Source organism: Parashewanella spongiae (assembly GCF_004358345.1).
In the GTDB taxonomy this organism is placed as follows: Bacteria; Pseudomonadota; Gammaproteobacteria; order Enterobacterales; family Shewanellaceae; genus Parashewanella; species Parashewanella spongiae.
In genome coordinates this window covers 5308476-5328449 of record NZ_CP037952.1, presented here as the reverse complement: position 1 = coordinate 5328449, position 19974 = coordinate 5308476, and the positions used below count along the sequence as shown (strand labels likewise).

The 19974-nt window shown below is 40.1% G+C and carries 14 protein-coding genes; 7 read left to right on the top strand and 7 right to left on the bottom strand.

The window, feature by feature from the left end; all coding sequences use genetic code 11:
* Positions 1 to 125 precede the first annotated feature (125 nt).
* Both E2I05_RS21175 and E2I05_RS21170 read left to right on the top strand, forming a co-directional pair.
* Positions 126 to 1571 (top strand): hypothetical protein, encoded by a 1446-nt coding sequence (locus E2I05_RS21175; RefSeq protein WP_121853322.1) that lies wholly within the window; start codon positions 126 to 128, stop codon positions 1569 to 1571.
* Between the two features lie 535 nt (positions 1572 to 2106).
* Complete coding sequence (locus E2I05_RS21170) at positions 2107 to 2655, top strand: hypothetical protein (RefSeq protein WP_121853323.1); 549 nt, start codon at positions 2107 to 2109, stop codon at positions 2653 to 2655.
* Between the two features lie 113 nt (positions 2656 to 2768).
* Here the strand turns inward: E2I05_RS21170 and E2I05_RS21165 are convergent, their stop codons facing one another.
* From E2I05_RS21165 to E2I05_RS21155, 3 genes are all read right to left on the bottom strand, one after another.
* Positions 2769 to 4025: a methyl-accepting chemotaxis protein gene (locus tag E2I05_RS21165; RefSeq protein WP_121853324.1), complete on the bottom strand. Its 1257-nt coding sequence runs from the start codon at positions 4023 to 4025 to the stop codon at positions 2769 to 2771.
* A 27-nt stretch (positions 4026 to 4052) separates the two neighbouring features.
* Positions 4053 to 4286: a hypothetical protein gene (locus tag E2I05_RS21160; protein WP_145964481.1), complete on the bottom strand. Its 234-nt coding sequence runs from the start codon at positions 4284 to 4286 to the stop codon at positions 4053 to 4055.
* A gap of 781 nt (positions 4287 to 5067) precedes the next feature.
* On the bottom strand, positions 5068 to 7728 hold the full coding sequence (locus E2I05_RS21155; RefSeq protein ID WP_121853326.1) for an ankyrin repeat domain-containing protein: 2661 nt from the start codon (positions 7726 to 7728) through the stop codon (positions 5068 to 5070).
* Between the two features lie 716 nt (positions 7729 to 8444).
* Here E2I05_RS21155 and E2I05_RS21150 point away from each other — a divergent pair.
* Positions 8445 to 9371 carry a hypothetical protein gene (locus E2I05_RS21150; protein ID WP_121853327.1) on the top strand — a complete coding sequence of 309 codons (927 nt, stop codon included), beginning with the start codon at positions 8445 to 8447 and terminating at the stop codon, positions 9369 to 9371.
* 254 nt (positions 9372 to 9625) lie between these two features.
* On the opposite strand, the gene E2I05_RS21145 is transcribed toward E2I05_RS21150, so the two are convergent.
* From E2I05_RS21145 to E2I05_RS21130, 4 genes are all read right to left on the bottom strand, one after another.
* The gene (locus tag E2I05_RS21145) at positions 9626 to 11470 is read right to left on the bottom strand and encodes a glycoside hydrolase family 13 protein (protein ID WP_121853328.1); all 1845 of its coding nucleotides are present in this window, start codon (positions 11468 to 11470) and stop codon (positions 9626 to 9628) included.
* A gap of 89 nt (positions 11471 to 11559) precedes the next feature.
* Positions 11560 to 12024 (bottom strand): tRNA (uridine(34)/cytosine(34)/5-carboxymethylaminomethyluridine(34)-2'-O)-methyltransferase TrmL, encoded by a 465-nt coding sequence (gene trmL, locus E2I05_RS21140; RefSeq protein ID WP_121853329.1) that lies wholly within the window; start codon positions 12022 to 12024, stop codon positions 11560 to 11562.
* Between the two features lie 5 nt (positions 12025 to 12029).
* Complete coding sequence (locus E2I05_RS21135; RefSeq protein WP_121853330.1) at positions 12030 to 13013, bottom strand: alpha/beta fold hydrolase; 984 nt, start codon at positions 13011 to 13013, stop codon at positions 12030 to 12032.
* Between the two features lie 74 nt (positions 13014 to 13087).
* Positions 13088 to 14881, bottom strand: coding sequence for a DUF885 domain-containing protein (locus E2I05_RS21130; RefSeq protein WP_121853331.1), 1794 nt, complete (start codon positions 14879 to 14881; stop codon positions 13088 to 13090).
* A 186-nt stretch (positions 14882 to 15067) separates the two neighbouring features.
* Here E2I05_RS21130 and add point away from each other — a divergent pair, with 186 nt between their 5' ends.
* From add to E2I05_RS21110, 4 genes are all read left to right on the top strand, one after another.
* A complete protein-coding gene (gene add / locus E2I05_RS21125; protein ID WP_121853332.1) occupies positions 15068 to 16066 on the top strand; it encodes an adenosine deaminase in 999 nt (332 codons plus the stop codon).
* Between the two features lie 143 nt (positions 16067 to 16209).
* Positions 16210 to 16698, top strand: a complete 489-nt coding sequence (locus tag E2I05_RS21120; RefSeq protein WP_133309835.1) for a hypothetical protein — start codon at positions 16210 to 16212, stop codon at positions 16696 to 16698.
* A gap of 212 nt (positions 16699 to 16910) precedes the next feature.
* Positions 16911 to 17423 (top strand): hypothetical protein, encoded by a 513-nt coding sequence (locus E2I05_RS21115; RefSeq protein WP_121853334.1) that lies wholly within the window; start codon positions 16911 to 16913, stop codon positions 17421 to 17423.
* Positions 17424 to 17919: 496 nt separating this feature from the next.
* Entirely contained in the window at positions 17920 to 19479 is a 1560-nt protein-coding gene (locus E2I05_RS21110) for a methyl-accepting chemotaxis protein (protein ID WP_121853335.1), read from the top strand.
* The last annotated feature ends 495 nt before the right edge of the window (positions 19480 to 19974 follow it).

The following is a 19974-nucleotide window of genomic DNA, read 5'->3' as shown; positions in this document are numbered from 1 at the left end:
CGTAAATCTTAGTCTAACTATGATGCACTCTCATTCTTCGTAAGCTTTTACAACTCAACAGCTAAAGCTGAGTCATGAGCTTACTCTCTGCAATTTTCGTTTGATATTGATAGAGGAGATGTATCATGCATAAACAAAATAGATGTCATTCAATAAGCGCTTGGGCTAAAGGTTTTCTGATAATTAGCGCCACGATCAGCGGTGCGCAATTTGTGTCGGCAGGAGAGGCCGTATACTCAGAGATCCAGCTACCAGAAGGTTACTTCACCATACAGCCTGAATGTGAAAATCCAAACACGCAACGACTGCAAGTGATTGTGCGACAAAACCAAACTAACATAGATGAAGTGTTGTTAAACGTCACAACAACCCCAAGAGATATCAGCAGCTGCCATAAAGATTCTGGCAGTCCCGATGCAAATATGGCACTCGTATTTGATGAGCTATCTGGCACAATTGTGGCAAAGTTGCACTCACCAGCGGTTACAGGCCATAGGACATCTAGTGTGGTTTATTCGGCTTCGCCAAGGTTAAAATATGCTGTCGGAAGTGCGGTATATACTCAAGGTGATAGGCTACAAAGCGCGGCAGTGCTTTGGCAACGAACAAGTGCCTCCCAGATTATCGATGAGCAATACATTTCTATTTTATTGCCTTTGCCAGAAGATGTTAATCCAAACGATGCGCCTACCCCCCAGTTTGTAACAAGTGATGGCTTGACGGTATTTGGAACTATTTATGGCAGTGATATATCAGGAGAAACCTCCAGTTACCCGTCTTACCAAGTGGCTTGGACTCGTGGTTCAATCAACGACAACTTTGTATTTCACTTTATGCCGCAACCCGAAAAAGATTATCCCAACAGTTTTTTTGAGTTGACGTCGGTTTCTATAACGGGAAGAGAATTGTTACTTAAAGAATGGAATATGCCCGATTATGTAAATCAAAAACCAAAGAATGAAGACACTGATTATTTACCCAGATTTTATCTCATGCGCTATGACGCGCAAACTAACAGTATGATTGAGGTGCAAAAAACGACTAAAGAAACATATAGTCTTGATGAAACTGGTGTGTACGCGGTGCAAATAAGCCAAGATGCTGAAAAAGGGCTGGTAATGACGTCAACTCGGCACATTAATGATCAAAGCGAGTCGATTCTATTAAGTCACAATCGGTTACCGGGAAATGAAGATGAAAATAGTATGGGAATGACACCTGAACTCCCATCGTTAACCAGTTTTCCACAATTAACTTATGACACAAAAGTACAAGGTGAAAAAAATTTAGGGCGAGTTCCTAATGACAGTAGTGTATGGATACGCGACTCAGCCATCAGCAGCGAAGGTTCGTTTAAATCGGCATTAACCTTGTTCAATCAAGACTGCGAAATAGCGCAAACTAAGGGCTGGCGTAATGATGAGTGGTTGTTTCTTTACCAAGGGATCAGGCTTTACGGCATAGATGGTGGCGTTCGACTCTTGGGGTATCATATCGGACTGGATAAATCGACGCTCTTTACCGTGACACTTCCCGAAATAGGTTGTGTTAATACCAATTACAGTAATTGAATGCTCAGCTCAGAAATATGTATGCGCACAAAGTACAAACGAAATTGGTGAAAACATAGTTATTAGCGACATACAAAACTGTCGTTATTACCTTGCTACGTTGAGATAATTTTGTGAAGTATTCTTTATAAACCAAAGTGTGCGCATACAAGCTACCGAAGGACAAGGCTAAAGGTTTCCATTACTGCGTTGCACGTTCTTGAATTATCCCGACAAAAGCACGAAGTGTGTTGAACGCTAGCTTTGTATGGTGGCTGTAGGGAATATAGTACTTCGAACATACATCTTGTACTGAAAGCCTTTCGTTCTTGCTGAGCGATCACTATTGAATGCGGATTGGTATTAATTAACACTTTGCCAATATTCATTTAGTTCACTTACACATGAAAGGTAGAAGGGCAGAAATGCCATTTTTATATAGTTTCCAAATGATTAGCATCTATTAATGTTCGTGACTTATCGTGATTTTGCTGGTCTATAATAGTACCAAGAAGCAAATTTTACTCTCCCTTAACAGTAATAAAGGAGGAGAACGATGAGTATAGGAAGCCTACGAGTCATCAATCGCCGCGCAAAGCAGTTGGAGTTTAAAGATTTCTCATCATTGAATATCCCTGAAAAAGTCGGTGATCACGCCGTGGAACTACACTGCGAGACAACCAATGAAATTAGAAAATACACAGTCAAAATAAAACATGACGGTAAAATTCACGTTCGAAGTCGAAATATAGTATCACTATTTTTAACGGCTATTACTTTTGGGCGTTATCAAAGCAAGAGTGCGTTACAGATTAATAAAGTACTTGATACGCAAAAGATGAGAATTGAAACCAAAAAACAACAGGCTGAACAAGCTTTGCAAGATAGTATAAAAAGAGAGCAGTGCTTAAAAGATAGTCAAAGGCGAGAGAAAGAAAGTGCTGCGGCTTATCGTCATAGCGGGGTGAAATTAATGGGAAGTTCGAATGATCGTATTAGAAAACGAGCTCTCGAAAGGTTGGTAAGTGAGGGAGCCAATAGCGATAAGATCCCAGGAATAAAGCCTCTACCTGGTAGCCCAAACGCGATACTTGAAGCCGAATAAAATAATCAAAAGAGCGGAGAAAAATAGCCTAGTGCAGCTTGTGTTCAGCACTAGGTTTTTTACAGGTGCAACTTATCATCACCTACAGCATAATTTAAGTGGCAACCTGTGATTTATGATATAGTCATTTTTTCTGATAACTGATTCAACGACTCACTTTCGTGTGCCATTTCTTTTGAAGTTGTTACGCTCAAAGCCGTTTCTTGAGAGAAATCCTCTAAGCTTTCATTGATGTTCGCTATTGTCACCGTTTGTTCTTCCGTTGCCGACGCAATTTCTTGGTTTAAATCATTAATATTCAGCACATGTTGGTCTACATCTTCTAGTTTGCTCTGGGCATCTCCTGCAAAATCAACTGTGCATTGCGCAGCGTTAGCACTACTGTTCATCATAGTATTTGCGCGTTTTGCATCTGACTGTAGATCAGCAATTAATTGATTGATTTCACGGGTCGCGTCTTGAGTGCGTTGTGCGAGAGAGCGAACTTCGTCAGCAACAACGGCAAACCCACGACCTTGCTCGCCAGCTCGTGCGGCTTCAATCGCGGCATTTAACGCCAGTAAATTGGTTTGCTCAGCAATACCGTCAATGGTACTGATTATAGAGCCAATGTCCTCACTGCGTTTATCTAATGACGACACTACAGCACTGGTACTATTAATCTTTTCAGCCAGTGCGCACAGCGAAACAACAGCCTGATCCATAGTATTTTTGCCTTCGGTCAAACGTTGCTTGGCTTCCCCACTGGCATCAGATGTTAATAAGGTACGTCCAGAAACCATGCTACCGGCTTGATGTAGCTCTTGCAGTGATTCTAAAATGAGTGAGATTTTTTGTTGCTGACGTATGGCTGCACTTTCTTGCCTTACGGCCATTTCATTGGTGTTGGCCGCAGCGGTTTGAACTAAGCGAGAATTGTTGATCATACCGCTTAATAATGACTTTACGACCGATAAGGTATTATCAAAACTTTGAGTGATATAGCTGATTTCATGTTTGCCTATGTTGCTCATGGTGTAATCTACATTACCAGTTTGAATAGAGTCTGCGGCCTGCTTAGTTTCGCCATTAAGAGCTTTTAATGGTTGCACAATTTGTCGCTTCAAATAGAAATAAATGATCAACATCAATAATAAAATGACAGTAATAATGGCGATGATGAATCGACTGGCTTCAGCATCCGTTGCCGCCGTCATTTGTGCTAAGGGTATGTTGACACTTAGACCGCCTAATAGTTGATGATCACTGGGGGTGATACTATGGCAGTTCGCACAGCCAGGGTGCATATCACTGAACAAAGGAATGCCAATGCGGTAATAGTCTTCCGTTGTTTCTTCGACTTGGTTGTCTCCGCGGACAAATGCTGACACGGCATCAAACTCAAAATTAGTATTGGCTTATGTCACCGCGCCACCAAGACTGGCTTTTTGTACAAACTTTGGATCCGCAAACAGTCTCACTCGACTTTGTTTATTGCCGAAATCGTTAGTTACTGCAGTATCAATCGCACGGATAGTACGAGTCCAATCGGCGTGAATAATGGCTTTTTTGGCTTGATCTGTCTCGGCCGTAAATTCATCATTAAATTTGACACTCGATACCAAGAACATTTGTGTGGTTCTCGAGATCAACTCAGACGCTTTAGCTTGTGCATCGAGGTGTTTTTTCTCGTTGAGGCCAGTGCTGACGAATATTCCAACACAGACGGCAGAAACGATACCAATGGCGATAAAAATAGTAACAAGTTGGTGGCTTAGGGACGTGGCGGAAGAATGTATACCAATTTTATCGTCACTCCTGCGAACGCAGGAGTCCAGAGTCTTTGGTTAATTTGGGCACAAGTCGCTGGATACCTGCGTTCGCAGGTATGACAAATTAAGCGTTGAAATTTAAAGTGGTATTATTTGAACTGCGACATCCCTTACAGAAGTAAATTTGAACATGTCGGTATACCAATCCTTTTTTCGATGTGGTTACAACACCGAGCGACATAGATCAACAATGCAAAATTCCACATAGTTATGCATTGTTTAAAACAGGCTATTAATCATTAATATGCTGCTATCTAATTATTGGCTTTGTGTATGATTTGTGGATTTTCGGAGTGTATTCTCAAACAGAATGGCGTTCAATTGCGCGCTGGATATTTGATCAAAACAAAGCAAAAGGACCTGTATTTACTATAAGTTAATCGTATAAACATAGTGTTTTTTAATCGCTTAGGGTGAATTCCCCGCTGCTTGCGGCGGGGTTGTTTATTAGCTATTTTTTCATAATGCAGCGTTATCTATCATAGAGCGTTATTCGTCATGAGATGAATATGGTGTGCATACAAGTATAATTAAGGTACGCCCTCTAGTGAGCGTGGTTTAACAAAAATAGGGAGCTAAAATCGAATGTTCGTTATACAGTTTATATGAATATAAATGGAGAGTGTCTGCTGATTTCTATTTCGGGTGATTCTACTTCGGGTGATTCTTCTGCGGCTGATTCTTCTTCGTCTGATTCTACTATTGATGTTGAAGAGAGTTTTTCTTGGATTTTTAAAATGATTTGCTCAGTCGCTTCAGCATGCTTTGATAGAGACTGATCTGACGCGACTTGAGCTTGTTTCAATTCTGCAATTTGTAATGCTGTTTTTCCATTGGGGTTGGTCGCTTCTAAATCGGGATTTTTATCCAATAAACATTCTACGACTTTTAATTGACATTGACTGACAGCTGACATAATCGGGGTAGTTTTAAAGCCATCTGTGGTTTGTGTATTTAATAATGACGGTTCTTGCTCGAGTAAATAATTGAGTACCTCAACGGAGCCAAAGAATGCGGCAACGTGCACATAGCTCCACCCATTCCCATCTAATGTAGTGAGATCAACGCCTTTGTTTTTTAGTATTCTCATGGCGGAGACATTGTTCTGTATAGCCAATAAAACGCCAGGTGTTTGCCCTGTCTCAAAATGTGAAACACTCAATGATTTTTTTGTTTCATATTCGAGTAATAAATCGATGATTTTTTTGGTTGTAGGTGTTGAGTTATCCTTTTTGCCATAATTCATAAGGGCTATGAACATAGGTGTGCAACCGTCGTTATCAGCCAAACCAAGATCTGCATCGTGTTGGCATAAAATTTCGACGCATTGCAGATGATAATTCGCAACGGCATGCATTAATGCAGTATCACCATCTTTATTGCGAGTATTAATCTTAGCTTTTGCTTCAATAAGTTTTTGTACAATATCAACATGACCTTCTCCTGCGGCCATTATAAGTGGAGAGCTGCCGATGTCATTGCAAACATCGATATCTTCTGCATTGCTCGACAATAACTGAGGTACCAACTCAGATAATCCAGTATAACAAGCCATCAGTAAAAGTGTGTCTTTTCGAGTTTTGAGAAAATCGATATATTGAGGGCCAGAATGTTGCAATAAAAATTGAATAATATCAATGTGTTTTTTTCTGAAGGCGTAGTCTATAGGAGTAATTGATTTAGCTTCAGTAAGGCAAAGATCCATCTCCCATTGGTGGAACTGTGTTAACACATTTATGCTGCCATGAAGTGCGGCATTATCAACAGCTAAATGATCTTGAGTAATGTATAAAGGATGGTACTTATGGAGTAATTTGAGCATGTCTAGATTGTCATGAGTAATTATTATGTTGAGAATTGTTTCTTTACAGTTTTTATGAGAGCTAGGTTCGGCTGACTTTTCAAGTAAGAGCTTTGCAATAGGTAAGTTGTCATTTTGAATCGCCAGCATCAATGGGCTACGAAAAAGCTTGTCAAGATCATTAGGGTTGGCACCCTTTTGGATGAGTAATTTGATCAAATCTAGCTGAAATAGACGAGTCGCATACAAGATTGGCGTGTTGCCATTAGCGTCTTTAGCGTGAAGTATCACGGCCTCTTTTGATTTACTTTCTAAGGAAAGTGACACATCAATGATCTTTTCAGCGAGCGCAACATGATTAAATTTGATGGCTAATTTAAGTGGACTGTAATTGTTTTGTGCAGTACTAAATAAACATAAGTCGATGCCACTGTTCGTCATCTCCAGCAGGTAATACGCAACGTCATTTTCACCATTCAGGCAGGCGATTGTGAGCAAGTTAAAGTTATTCTGGGTAACATAACTCACATCAGCTCCATGCTCAACGAGCAACTTAACGAGATCCAGCTTATTATGGAATGCGGCGAAGCATAGTGGCGTCCAACCATTTTCTTGGCTTGATGCTTGATTGAGTGATTCGGCTGAGTGAGGAATGAGCGTAGCTGCGATGGAAAATTGTTGATGCTTAAGGGCTAATGAAAGCGCGCTGTGTTCGTATTGATCAGAGGATAAATCATTAACATTGATCTCTTGCTTCAGCAGGTAATCCACTATTTCACTAAAGCCAAGTTTGGCGGCGTGCATGAGTGGTGTTAATCCGTGAATATCTTTTAAGTTTATATCTATTTGATGGTTTACCAGTGTTTTTATAATGTTTAGTTGTTGATTTTTAATGGCTAAATAAAGAGCTAATTGTTTATCATCCGTAGATAGATTAAATGCTTCTGAGCTGAGCAGCTCAGTAACGATAGTATGATTACCAAGTAACGTCGCTATTAATAAGGGTTTTGCTTCAGACTGTGTTGGTGTCTCGGACTCACTTGCTGAAACAATATGAGTGAATACATCCGGTATTGGACGTTGGTTTAGTGCTGTTAGCCAAGATTCTGCGACCTGTTTTTTTGTAGGTTTACTGCTGAGTAAGAAGGTGAAAGCAGATTGCACTTGCTGTAAGTTTGGAGGCAGGTTTGAATAACTGACTACCCGTGTGGTTTTGGGTTTCTTAACTGCTCCTTGCTGTTCACTTTGAAAAATTTCGAATTCTTTTTTCGTTTTAGCCACCCGTAAAGAATATTGAATGCTAGGAGTATTAAGACTGGGATCTGAGTCTGAAAAAGAGAGAATTATTGGCTTACTTTTCTTCTCATGCGTGACAAGTTGAGACATCATGTGCATGTCGTCAAGACTTGGGGACCAGTCAGAATTACTAGGGACTGAGTAACAGACAATATTTCCAGCCATGAAATCACACCTTGTTGATAGAATCGAAAGTTGATAGAACTGAATGAAAATCTGAGTTCTCTTTTGTTAGGGTTCGAGCGATTTAGAAAATACAAATCTTTGTCATACCAGCGAAGGCTGGTATCCAGTGACTTTTATAGAAAAAAGCAAAGGCACTAGACTACCGACATACAAAACTGTCGTTACTTCGTTTCCAGCGCTGGAGTGACGAGAAATAATCGGTATACTTTTTTCCGCAACTTTCCTTATTTAGAGAGGTTAGTTTTTTACTTTTTTTTAGACAATCTTTAATGAAAGATGTTTAATCGAATGTAGTGAGGTTAAGTGAACTAGCGCGAGTGTTTATTATCAATATCTACTCATCAGCTCGATATATCTGCGTCTTTTCATTTGATTGATATTAATCGGTAACTTCATAGGTATTACAGAGTCATGAATTCAACATAGATATACAATTAGTTTATAATTTGGTCATGTTGGATTAATTTCTTCGAAGTTTCGAAAGTCATGCTTTTCCGCTCACATCTAATCAAAAGAGGTTTGGCGTTTCGTTGTCATACTCACGAAAGCGAGTATCAATATTCGCTATATTTAAACGAATAGAAATTTTTTTACTATTCGTTCAGCAAAGGTTTATTTATTTATATTTTATTGAACAGTAAGCTAGCCACACTAAACCTATTAACTTTTTGTTTTTGATTATTAATTGAGTGTCTATGTCAGTTTTTCCTCATCAGGTAAACAATTTATTAAGCATTAGTGATTATCCACAAGAAGAAATTTGTAATGATTTTTGTCTGCCTGTCCGACGACAGCTAGTTTATGAAATACCAACAACATCACCATCATATGATGCAGTGATTGCTCGTAGTAAACAATTTGAAATGGAGCAATTTTTAAATGTGAATACATATGGCCGAGATATAAAGTTAATACTACCTGACGAAAATGATTGGACGCAGCTATGTAAGTTTGATGACTTTATTGGTAAAAACATTAAATCAATTGACAAACAAAAGCACTCAACTACATGTAGAAAACTATACCTTCATGATCCAGAATTGTACCTATGGCTATATAAAGTATCACAGCAAGAATTACGAGATAACGCAGACTCAGCAATGCAGTATCGAGGTGTCAGTCTTGATTGGAGTAGATCTTATTACTGTGCAAAACATTCAGTGGATATACCAGAAGACTCTTTTAACTGGAGAAAGTTAGCTTGCCCTGATGAAATGTTAAGGAAAGTCTCAAGGAGTCGTAAATTTTCTCATTCTGTTAATCACCTTAAGAGGTTGAAAAACGCTCAAGCAGTAAGTTCACCTAAATATCTAAGGTTTGCGATGGATGACTCTGTTCGTACCAAAGTACTAAGGAGAATCCTTAAAGTATGGTGTAAGGAATTATTAAAAATACCTAGTAACAAACAATGTGTTGACGCATTAAGTTTCCGCGATGGTTTAAAATCATTTTTGCGTGAAACGTCAACCAACTCAGAAATGTCTGAAGAACTTCAGAATCAAGGTCAAATACTTTTAGATATGGCTAACGCACTGATAAGAAGTGGACTAGATAACCGTCAAAGGGATTTTAAATGTTTTCCAAAAACCTTAAAGCTATACATTTGCAGAATCTCTGACTAAAGATTCAACACATCCCCTGCAAGTTATGTCTATTTAAGTGTCAGCATCTTTTGAAATGCTTCTGTCCAAATACACGTTGATTTTTAATTTTTATTTGATTTGTTACGAAAGAAGTACAAGCTTAAAACTCGCGTCAAAAGAAAAATTATCGCTTACTTTTCATTAATAAGTTGGATTTGGACAGTAAGTCCACGAGTTTTTCAAGGCCGTAGACTTTTCACATTCACGAATGCTGAAGAGTAATCAAACATTGGTTATTCAATTTCCAAAATCAATGTTTGTTTCTTTGGCACTGTTAGCTCACCATTAATCACAATAGATTCATCTGTCATGACATTGCGTGCGTTAAATCGTTGTGCATTTCCTAACACCTCAGAGAAGCGAGCCATATTTAGCGATTTAACTTCAGCGTTTTTGTTCATAACGACCATGACTTTTTTCGCTGTATTCGGTAAATGTCGGAAATAAACGTACATACCGTCATCACGGTTATAGTGTGTTAACTTACCCTGCTGAACAATATCAGACTGTTTACGCCAGTTGAGTAATGTTTTGGTGTACTGCTGAACCTCGATCTGTTTATCCGTTAAGCCTTTACCTGTTAGGGCATTTGTTTTATCGCCAGACCAACCACCGGGGAAATCGGCTCTGAGTTCACCATGGTCGTCACTGCCGGGCATCAATATTTCGGTGCCATAAAAAATCTGTGGGATCCCTCGTGTTGTGGCAAAAAAAGCAAGGGCCATTTTAACCAAATCAACGTCTTGATCTAGACGGGTATATATTCGCGACATGTCGTGATTGTCAGGGAAGGTAACCAGATTGTATGGATCACCGTATAAAAAATCATTCGCCAATGTTTGGTTGATTCGAATTAAGCCTGAACTCCAACTTTCTTTTTCTTTTAGTCCATGGATTAATGCTTCTTGCAATGGGAAGTCCATTAAACTTGGTAACTGAGTGGGGTAATTGTCATGGCGTGGTGAATCTTTTTGCCAATAGGCGACAATGGCTGGGTTAATACTCCACTCCTCACCGACGATATTAAAGTTTGGATATTCCTGCATGATTGCGGCTGTCCAAGCGGCTAAAAAGGCTTTATCAGAATAAGAATAGGTGTCGACACGAACACCAGATAAATCTGCGGTTTCAATCCACCAAATCACATTTTGAATAAGGTATTGGGTGACCAAGGGGTTTTGTTGGTTTAAATCTGGCATAGTTGTGACAAACCAACCTTTATGGAATAAATCTTTATCGGCTTTTGCGGCGTAAGGATCGTGCAGTGATTCACGAAAGTGATTGGTGCCAGTATATTGTGGGTGTTGATTTAGCCAATCTTTGCTTGGCATGTCGGTCATCCACCAATGTTCGCTGCCAATGTGATTGAGTATGACGTCCATAATAATGCCAAGTCCTTGGGATTTGGCTTTAGTACTGAGCGTTTGATATAAGGCATTGCTGCCCAAGCGTGGATCTACAGCATAGTAATCGGTGGTGGAATAACCGTGATAGGAATACTCGGTCATGTTGTTTTCGAGCACAGGATTTAGCCAGATCTGGGTGAATCCCATCTCTTTAATGTAGTCAAGGTGATCGATAATGCCTTGGATATCGCCACCGTGACGCCCGCCTTTATTGGATCGGTTTAGCCCTTCAGCCATTTCAGCCACGTTGTCGTTACGGGCATCACCATTTGCGAACCGATCAGGGGTAATTAAGTAAATGACATCTTTACTGCTGAATCCTTGACGCTGTTTTGAATGGGCTTGTCGAGAAAGTATAGGGTATTGATGAGTCAACACCGTTTTATGATCACGTTTAAATGCAATCTCAATAGAGCCTGCTGTAAGTTCTGGTGATAAGGTTAAATCGATGAATAAATAATTGGGATTATCAGTGCGGTGAATTTCAGTAAGTTGAACTCTAGGATCAATGATTGTTGGCGTGAGTTGACTGATGTCTTCTCCGTGAACCATGAGCTGTAGCTGCGAGTTTACCATATTAACCCACCAATTACTGGGTTCAATACGTTCGATAGACTGGGCGTTGAGTGTGAAACTAAAACTGACGAATAAAAACAGTAGAATACGGCACATAATTTATGATTGCTTATTTTTTGATTAAGCCTACAAGATTTAATCAGTAGGCTAAATGAGCATTTAGGTTATGCAAACGTATTCAGTCATTAAATCGCCCCTTCATAACTGAGTTGACGCCATGCTTCATAGGCAATTACCGCCACAGAGTTTGACAAGTTGAGGCTGCGACTATTTGGCACCATAGGTATGCGTAAGCGCTGCTCTAGTGGCAGCGACTCAATAATTTTAATGGGTAAGCCGCGAGTTTCAGGCCCAAATAATAAAACGTCATCTTTGGCAAAGGTTAAGTCAGAATGAGGTCGACTGCCTTTGGTGGTACACGCCATAATGCGTTTACCCTCAACGGCCTTCATAAATGTATCAAAATCAGTGTGGCGAGTGACGTTGGTCAGATCTTTATAATCAAGCCCAGCACGGCGAAGTTTTTTTTCTTCGAAATCAAAACCTAGTGGTTCAATTAAATGTAAATGGCAACCGTTATTAGCACAAAGTCGAATAATATTTCCGGTATTTGGAGCGATTTCTGGTTCATAAAGCGCAATGTGAAACATACTACTTAATCCTGATGGCTGTGACGATTGATAAAATCGAAGGTGCTGTCGAGCACTTGATTGCGAATGGTATCGTTTTCGACAAACAACTCATGGCGAGCGTCAGAAAATACAACTTTTTGGTGTTGGTTGCTATTTTGCTGCATGGCGGCAAAGCATTTATCTTGAGCGCGATTATCGACTATGGTATCGGCTTTTGCTTGTAATATTAACACTGGGGTAGTTGTACTTGCCAGTATTGACTGGCACTGTTTAGCGGCGATTAACGCTTCAACAAGCCATCGATGAGTGGGGGAGCCAAGTTGCAACTGTGGAAATTGTTGATACAGGTTTCTAAACCATTGATAACGGGGTTGGCTTTGGGTAAGCGAGTTATTTTCAAATGGCTTGGGGTAATAGTTACGGCCTCCAATCACGTAAAAGGGTTTACCTTGGTTGGTAAAGTCGAGTCGTTTAGCAAGCCATAAAATAAAAAATCGAGGTAAAGGCAGGCAAATCCCATACATAGGAGCTGAGAAAATAGCGGCATCGAATACGTTTGGATAGTGCTCAAGATACAAAGTAGCTACTGTACAGCCCATAGAGTGGCCGAGTAAAAATAATTGCTGATGGTTATCCGCTTGAACAACTTGGCTGATAAATGAACTGAAATCTGTGACGTAATCTTGAAACTTGTCCACATGCCCCAATTGAGGGTTGTCAACTAAACGGGTTGATTTGCCTTGACCACGATGATCGAGTGCGTATACCGAATAGCCTTGCTGATACAAGTCAAAAATCAGCTCTTGATATTTTTCGTAGCTTTCAATGCGGCCATTACTGATCACTATCGCTTTGTCACTATAAGGGTGCAAGACACGGCAATAAGCTAAAGTCACATCACTAGAAACTTGTAATTGACTGTGTTCAACGCTACGCCAAAACGTCAGTTGCTCAATGGTGTTTAGTGCATGCTCAGAAGAATACATAACTCGATCTTGTTGTTCCATACGTTACAGGTAGTCATTTTAATGGCATCTATTTTACAATGCCGCGAATGACTGATCACTCACGGCGGCTTTGTTTATTTTTGTTGTTGAATAAAGTGGTTTATTTCTTGTTCTAATACTGACATAGGTACCGAACCATTTGCCAACACCGCATCATGAAACGCACGAATATCAAACTTTTCAGCTAGCTCGTTTTCCGCTTTTTTACGTAAACGTTTAATGGTTAGCTCACCAATTTTATATGATAAGGCTTGCCCCGGCCAAGAAATATAACGATCAATTTCTGTCGTGACATTGTGTAATGATAATGCAGTATTACTGGCCATGAAATCGATGGCTTGCTGCCGTGTCCAACCTTTTGCGTGCATACCTGTATCCACCACTAAACGGGCGGCGCGCCACATTTCATAAGTCAGACGTCCAAAATTGTCATAGGGATCTTGATACAAACCCGCTTCTAAACCTAGGTACTCTGAATACAGCCCCCAACCTTCGCCGAAGGCAGAGATATAACTGTAACGACGAAAGTTCGGTAGCGTGGTTAACTCTTTATTCAATGATATCTGCAAATGGTGACCGGGCACCGCTTCATGAAGTGTTAAGGCTGGCAATTCGTATAATGGACGTTTATCTAATGCATAAGTGTTTACCCAATAAAAGCCTGCTTGATCGTCACGGTTAGAGCCCGAGTAGCGACCTGTGGTGTATTTAGGTGCGATTTCTACCGGTACGGGCTCGATACCATAAGGAGTGCGGGGCAGTTTCCTAAAGTATTTAGGCAGCATCGCATCTGCTTTTTTAGCAATAAAACTGGCTTCTTTTAATAATTCTTCAGCGGTTTTAGGGTAAAAGCGCGGATCGGTTCTTAAAAAGTGCAAAAACTCGGCAAAACTGCCTTTAAAGCCAACGTCTTTGATAACTTGCTGCATTTCATTGCGAATGCGAGCCACTTCTTTTAATCCAAGTTGGTGTACCTCATCTGACGACATTGGCAATGTCGTATAATAACGCACTCGGTTTTCATAAAAAGAATGGCCGTTTGGTAGACTTGAAGCGGCAATATTAACTCTCGCGTTGGGGATATATTGCTCGGTCATGAAGTCATAAAACTTCTGGTAACTCGGCAACACGGCATTTTTAATCACTTGCTGCCCTTGTGCGGTTAATTCGCTTTTAAGGCTGGCAGAAAAGTGTGCTGGCATACGAGTAAAAGGTGAAAAATATCCGTTGTCTTCTACTGGCACAATAAAAGCACTAATGCTGTCTTCAAAGCCTGTTAAAGTTACTTTCGGCGGCGTATTACCAGCTTCTAAACCTTTTGTTAGCCAATGGATTTGTTGCTCAAAATAACGCGGCAATTGGGCGAGTTGATTTAAATACTGGCGATAATCTGACTCTGTCTTAAATTGTCCTTTACTGATTGAAGCTATGTAAGCATGGAAACCACTTTCGGCTGTGATCGGTAAATAATGATCATGAAAACGATACATGTCGATACTATTCTGCAATTGATACTGCAAAATCTGTTTATTGATCTTGTCGTCCTCAGAGAGCGAGGACGTGCTCATTGATTTGAGCTTGTTTAATAAATTAAGTTGTTGTTGATGGATGCTGGCGAGATGTTCAGGTGACAAATCGTCAAGTTTGCCAGCTTGAGTGTTATCGCCCATGCTGGATGCTAATTGAACACTGGCTGCCAGTTTAATTGCCCAGTCTTGATCAATATAGGTTTGTAGTGGCGAAGTTGAATGAGCTTTTGTTATTGGAGTTTGTTCATCTTCCGTTGAAACACGGTGTGGCGCATGAATGTTCACACTGCAACCGCTGATGGCGGCGGTTAACAGTGTCAGTGTAATGACTTTTTTCATGAAATCCCTGTGCTTTTGTATTAAATATTTTATCAATTATGCCAGTTAGTTCTAACCATCTCACATAAATCTCCTAAAAAAGGGTAACAAAAAAAACAGCCATGCTAGAATTCTTGGCTACCCTTTGGGCATTAATCGAGTTTTGTCGTAATTGATACTCAAAGGTTTTTTGGGGGTAAAACGTTAATGATTGATAAAAATATTCCGCTGGTTGATTTGCACAGACACCTTGATGGTAATGTTCGAGTGAACAGTATTTGGGAGCTGGGGCATCAACATGGTATTGCATTACCTGCAGACTCAGTGGAAGCATTAGCACCTTTTGTTCAAATCCAAGGAAAAGAAAGTGACTTAGTGGGCTTTTTAACTAAGCTCGATTGGATGGTAAAGGTACTTGCTGATTTAGACGCAGTTAAGCGCGTCGCTTATGAAAATGTGGCCGATGCTGCGCTTTCAGGGCTAGATTATGCGGAGCTGCGCTTTAGCCCATATTACATGGCAATGACACATAACTTGCCAATTGCTGGCGTAGTTGAAGCTGTGATTGATGGCGTTAACGCTGGTCTTAAAGATTACCAAGTTAAGGTTAATCTCATTGGTATTTTGTCACGGTCATTCGGTCAAACTGCTTGTCAGCAAGAATTAGATGGCTTGTTAACCCATAAAGATAAGTTGGTTGGCTTAGACTTGGCAGGCGATGAACTGGGTTTTCCTGGTGCTTTGTTTAATGATCATTTTACACAAGCTCGTGATGCGGGACTCAATGTTACGGTTCATGCCGGTGAAGCTGATAATGCCAAGAGTATGTGGCAAGCCATCAATGAGTTAGGGGCGACCCGAATTGGTCATGGTGTTAAAGCGATTCATGATCCACAATTGATGGAATACCTTGCGAAGCATAAAATTGGTATAGAATCTTGCCCGACCAGCAATCTTCATACTTCTACCGTTGAGTCTTATCAAGCACATCCAATTAAACTGTTTCTCGATGCTGGTGTATTAATTGGATTGAATACGGATGATCCAGGTGTGAGTAACATTACCATTGCTCATGAATATCAAGTCTCCCGCTCTGAAATTGGTTTATCAACTTCTGAATGTGCGCAGTTACAGCGTAATGGTGTTGAAATGGCATTTTTATCTGATTCAGAACGAAAAGCCCTGTATGCCAGCAAATTGGTATAAGCATTAAAAGTGGCCCGTGTATTGTGTTGCGGGCTTTTAGTGCGATGACATCAGAGTCCTTTCAGCAAAAAATTAAAATTTTCCTACACTTGTTGTATCTATTTCGCTTTTAATTGAGATAATTCATGCACAAGCACCAAGGAATGACGACCTCAAACATGGTTTTGAGTATCTTTATTGCAACCATTGTTGTGGTGATGCTGCTCGTTACTATTAAAAAAAACAGTATCCAAAATTTACAATCCCAAGAAAGGAAGGATGCCCTACAAGGGGTGTTGGTTGCGATAAAGCATGTGAACGACCGAGTACTTCCCCAGCAAAATGCATTGGCCAGCGGTATCCAAGAGCGTAGTATCGAAGGGATCCCAATTACCATGATGAATGGTCAACTTAGAGCCAATCGAACCGCGTTGAGTAATGGATTGGATTTAGCTTATATTGTCTCTAGAACACATCATTCAACCTTTCAAAATTGGCAGGTTTTGGATGTGCCCCATCATATCTCTCACCCCGTTAAAGTTAAAATTCAACAATTTCAAGCACCAGATAATTGCCACTTAATTTACAGCGAAGCGGGGGTTGCAGATAAAAAACAAGGAGTAAAGTATCTCGTGATTGATCATGGCTGTTGAATAAAAAACGGTTTGTGTTTTTTTTAAACAGCAGTGGTACACTCAGCTCGCTAAATTATTATCAGCCACAGAAGGCGATTGAGGTAAAGGAGTCATTACTGGGTGTTACGAGTAGGGCATAACTTTGATGGCAAATATCAGGATCGTATCGTTAGCCTGAAAACAGCAAAACAAGATGTCTGTTGTACATTAATCAATAATGAGAGAATGTTATGAATAATCAACAAGGTATGGCGCAGTCTAAGTTACTTACTTATATCATCGTAATTATTGCAGTTATTCTGCTTATTTTTATTGTAAGCCGAGTGCCTGAGACAAAAACACTAATCAACAATAATCATAAGTCATCGATTCAATCTTTATCAGTGGCGATTGAACAGGCCAATAAGCTTGTGCATGAACAAGCACTTAAAAATGGTGCAGCAGTAGGTGTTGCAGATATTTCAGTGAACGATATTTCAATAAATATGTTAAATGGTTCTATGAGGGCAACACGCTCAGCGCTAGAAAATGGTCTTGATGTCACTTTTGACGCCAAAGATACCATTCACTCTGCAGTCGCAGATTGGGATATGGACATTATCTCAGCGACAGAAACGCAACCGGGACAAGTGAAAGTGTTTGCGCCCGGCGCACCTGAAAATTGCTATTTGGTGTATACCGAAGCAGGTACAGAAGCAAAACCAGCCACCGCAACTCATGTAGTAATTGATAAAGGCTGTTAACCAGCATTTCACTTGTGCAAATGTAATTTAATACCAATTACAATAATTAAGTGCTCAACTCAGAGCTATGTATGTGCTCAAAGTGCAATCGAAACTAATGAAGGCATAGTTGTTACCGACATACAAAGCTGTCGTTATTACATTGCTACGTCAAGACAATTTTGAGAAGTAATATGAGCACATAAAAGCTCCCGAAGGGCAAGGCTAAAGGGTTCCATTACTGTGTTACAAGCACTTGAATTATCCCAGTACTTCGAGCATGTGCCTTGCACTGAAACCCTTTAGCTTTTGCTGAGTGAGAGATTAATTACTGTAATTGGTATAATAAAGGGTTGCGCTTGGTTCAAGTGCCACATATTAATGACATGGCTGTGATGTTTGACCTTAGTCAAAGATGCGGTCGTTATTGCCTAATTTATATAATAAATGACCGTGTTTTGTTCTGAATACTGGCATTATAACTTTTGATCACTCAGTGTTATTCAAAGGTTATATCATGACTGAATCAGGTAAAAATATTCCTAAAGAAATTCTCTATCCTGAAGAATATAAAATCCTCTCCACCACAGATCTAAACAGCAAAATCACCTATTTAAATCATGATTTTTTAGACGTATGTGGCTATGATGAAAGTGAGCTTATTGGACAACCTCACAACAAGATCCGTCACCCAGACATGCCCAAAGCGGCATTCGAAAATTTATGGCAAACCATTCAACAAGGGAAAAATTGGATGGGACTGGTTAAAAATCGTTGTAAAAATGGCGATTATTATTGGGTTAATGCTTATATTAGCCCAATTGCTCATAATGGGCATGTCGATGAATATCAGTCCGTGCGCACCAAACCAGATCCAGCGTTAGTTGAACGAAGTGAAAAGTGTTATAAAAAAATGAATGAAGGCAAGATGTTACTGCCAAAGCTGTCTTTATCGATTATTCAAAAACTCACTATAAGCTGGTTTATATCGATAGGTCTTATTGCTGCTGTGGGCATAGTAACTTCAATACTTCACCAGCTAGTACTCGCTATTTTCGCATTGGTTATCGGTATTTGGCCAATCGTGCAGTTGCATCAGCGTTGGGAGAAAACACTAGGGCTGAGTGAAGAAGTACATAACAATCCTGTTAATCAATTTATTTATACGGGTTTCATTGATGAGCTGTCTCATATTGAATTAAGTCTTAGAATGAGAAAAGCTGAGACACTTGCTGTAGTAGGGCGGATAAAAGAAAGTGGTGGTAAACTTCAACACTCTATCATGGAGCAGCAAGATCAAAACCAGCAAAACCTTGAGAACTTGACTGAGCAAAGGGACAACCTTGCTGCTGTGGCCACCTCAATCTATCAAATGAGTGAGGCGGTAAATGAAGTTGCAGAAAATACTGTAGAAACATCAGAGAGCATTGAAAAATCATTAACTCAAGTAAGTCAGACGCAACAAGCATTAGCGCAGTCGCAACAGTCAAGTAATAAAATTTCTGAACTGCTAGAGCATTCACAGTCATCAATTGCCCACTTAGATGTATTATGTGGACAGATTGGAGAAGTGCTGAATGTTATCGACAACTTAGCCGAGCAAACTAACTTACTTGCATTAAACGCGGCCATCGAAGCTGCACGGGCTGGTGAAGCGGGCAGAGGATTTGCCGTTGTCGCTGATGAAGTTAGGGTGTTAGCGAATCGGTCACAAACCTCGGCAAAAGAAATTCAATGCATCATCAATGGATTAAAAGACACTACAGCCGAAGCTGTCGAACAAATGCAATATAGTCATAGCTTAACGGAAGAAAGCGTTAAATCTGAAAACACCCTCAAACAAACCTTGATGAAAATGAGTGGCTCACTCGAGCAAGTTCAGCATATGGGGCATCAAACTGCGGTAGCCGTTGAGGAACACGCTCAGGTTATGAATGAAGTGCGGCGGCATATTAGTCAGATTGAAACAAACACAGAAACTATCGTTGGAAATACCAACACATCGGCGGCACTGTCGCAAGCCATTACGCGGCAGAATCGGCGTCAACAAGATCTAGTCGCTCAATTTGATAAATAACAACGTGAGATTGGAACATAATACCAATTACAGTAATTAAATACCCAACTCAGAGCTATGTATGTTTTCAAAGTACAAGTGAAATTGATGAAGACATAGTTATTACCGACATACAAAACTGTCGTTATTACATTGCTACGTTGAGACAATTTTGCGTAGTAATTTGGACACATACAAGCTCCCGAAGGGCAAGGCTAAAGGATTCCATTACTGCGTTGCAAGTTTTTGAATTATCCCAATAGTACCTCAAACTTGCGCCTTGTACTGAAACCCTTTAGCTCTTGCTGAGTGGGAAGTTAATGGCTGTAATTGGTATAACTAATTAATGTTGAAGTTAAAATTGAATTGACGAGAAAAACAACTTCTAAGAGGTAGTATTGATACATTATTTCTGTATAATAGGCGCTCTTTTTTATTGAGTGGATCTATTGCGAAAAAATGCAGAGAATTTGCTCAATCGGGTTGATTTTTGGTGTAAGCCGAGTATAATCGCCC